We start from the raw sequence: 2,124 nt of genomic DNA on the forward strand, positions 1-2,124 counted from the left end.
GGGCCGCCGCCGACCAATCCCATGCGTAGCTTGCGTGTCATGAGGTTTTGCGATCCGTTGTTCAGAGCGCGGCCTGCGGCTGCCGCGACCGCATCCGGTACAAGATCATGCCGCCGAAGACGACCGCGAGCGGCACCGACAGCGCGGCCATCATCTGCAGCGCCGCACCGGCGCCGAACTTGTCGATGCGCGCGCCCATCAGCGGCAACGCCACGGCGACGGACAGCATTCCCGCGCCGCCCATCAGGCACATCAGCAGCGCGCCGCCACGTGGATACTGCTGCGAGGTGACGCCGAGCATCGTTGGCCACAGGAAGGCCTTGCCGATGCCGAACACCGTCGCCGCGGCGAATGCAACGAAGGGACTCGCGCTGCCCAGGCTGCCGAGCCAGAGCAGGCCAACTCCGGCGAGTACCGAACAGACCAGCAGCGTCGCGAGCGGTGCGCCGTGAGCGACGCCGCCGCCGAACGTGCGCAGCAGGAACACGAGTCCGGCGGTATAGACGAGGTAGAGCACGCCCTGCAGTTGCGGCGCCAGCGCCTGCATCACCGACGGGAACCACTGATCCGGGCCGAGCTCGATCGCCGCGGTTAGCCACATACAGCAGAACAGCAGCACGAACCCGGGTCGCAGCGCCTCACGCCACATGTCGGCATTCGACACGTTGTTCTGCACGCGCTCGGTCTGCGGATAGCGCAGCGAAATCGCCATGATCAAATAGACCAGCGCGGGCACGAGGATCGTGGCGAGCTTGGCTTCCCAGCGCGCGTGGAACGCCGCCGTCATTGCCACTGCGACCAGGCCACCGACGATCATGCCGCCCGGCCACCAGGCGTGCAGCATGTTGAGACGTTGGGTCTTGCGGTCGTTGTACACCGTTGCGATCAAAGGATTGATCACGCCTTCGACGAGCCCCTGCGACATGCCCATGATCATGAAACCCGCGTACAGCAGCGCCGTGCCGGCATGATCGAAAATCGAAGCGACCGGTGCTTTGGGCCGCGGCGCGAGCACGACCAGGGTGATGCCGACGAAATAACCGAGCGCGGACAGGATGTGCAGCATGCGCATGCCGACCGCGTCGACCAGCGCGCCACTGATGAAGATCGCGATCGTGAAGCACCAGAACGCCGGGCTGAAGATCAGCCCGAGCTGCTCGTTGCTCAAGTGAAAAGCCGCCGCCATGTCGTTCGCGATGTCGCCGCGGATCGCGAAGACCATCGCCGTCGTCACCAGGGAAATGCAGCTTGCAAGGAACAACTTGGATTTTTCCATAGCGGCGTGTCCGCTCACTTGTCCGCGAGCGGACGGATCCAGATGTTGCGGAAGCGGACCGGCATGCTGTGGTCCTGCAGCTTCAGCGGCATTTCGACATCATGCACGACGGCTTTTGGCAACGCGTGGTGCACGGTCGCCCCGAGCAGCTCCGTGTGGTTCTGCACCAGCACGCCGTCGTGGAACACGGTGACGTAGCCCGGCGTCGCCTGCTTGCCGTTGGCGAAACGCGGACTCGTGTAGACGATGTCGTAGGTCTGCCATTCGCCAGGCGGCCGCGAGGCATTCACCAGCGGTGGCGACTGGCCGTAGACGGCCGCGGCCTGTCCGTCGGCGTAGGTCAGATTGTCGTAACTGTCGAGTATCTGGATTTCGTACAGGCCGGCGAGGAAGACGCCGCTGTTGCCACGGCCCTGGCTCTTGCCGGTCGGCGGCGAGGGTTCACGGAATTCGACGTGCAGCTGGCAGTCGCCGAATTTCTGCTTGGTGACGATGTCGCCGGTGCCACCGACGACTTCCGCATAACCGTTCTCGACCTTCCATGCCGCGGGACCGCCCTTTTCCGATTGCCAGGCGTCGAGATTCTTGCCGTCGAACAGCACGATCGCGTCAGACGGCGCGGTCGCGAGCTCATCGCCCCTGCCCGGCGCGACCACGCGCGGACGCGGACGGTTGTCGTCGTGCACGCGCCACGAACTGTTTGGCAACTTCGGCGTGTCGGTGAAGCCGGTCGGGAATTTTTCTTCTTCGGCATGGACGCCGCAGGCGGCGGCGATCAGCGCGGCGAGTAGGCCGCTGCGCAATACGAGGCACGTTGTGGATATCATCGAATGATCTCGCAATAGTCG

At 64.7% G+C, this 2,124-nt stretch carries 2 protein-coding genes; both read right to left on the reverse strand.

The window, feature by feature from the left end; translation table 11 throughout:
- Positions 1-61 precede the first annotated feature (61 nt).
- Positions 62-1,276, reverse strand: coding sequence for an MFS transporter (locus VF497_RS16975; RefSeq protein WP_330890923.1), 1,215 nt, complete (start codon positions 1,274-1,276; stop codon positions 62-64).
- Between the two features lie 14 nt (positions 1,277-1,290).
- On the reverse strand, positions 1,291-2,124 hold an 834-nt coding region (locus tag VF497_RS16980; protein WP_330890925.1), incomplete at its 5' end, for a DUF1080 domain-containing protein.

The organism is Rudaea sp., assembly GCF_036383415.1.
Classification (GTDB): domain Bacteria; phylum Pseudomonadota; class Gammaproteobacteria; order Xanthomonadales; family Rhodanobacteraceae; genus Rudaea.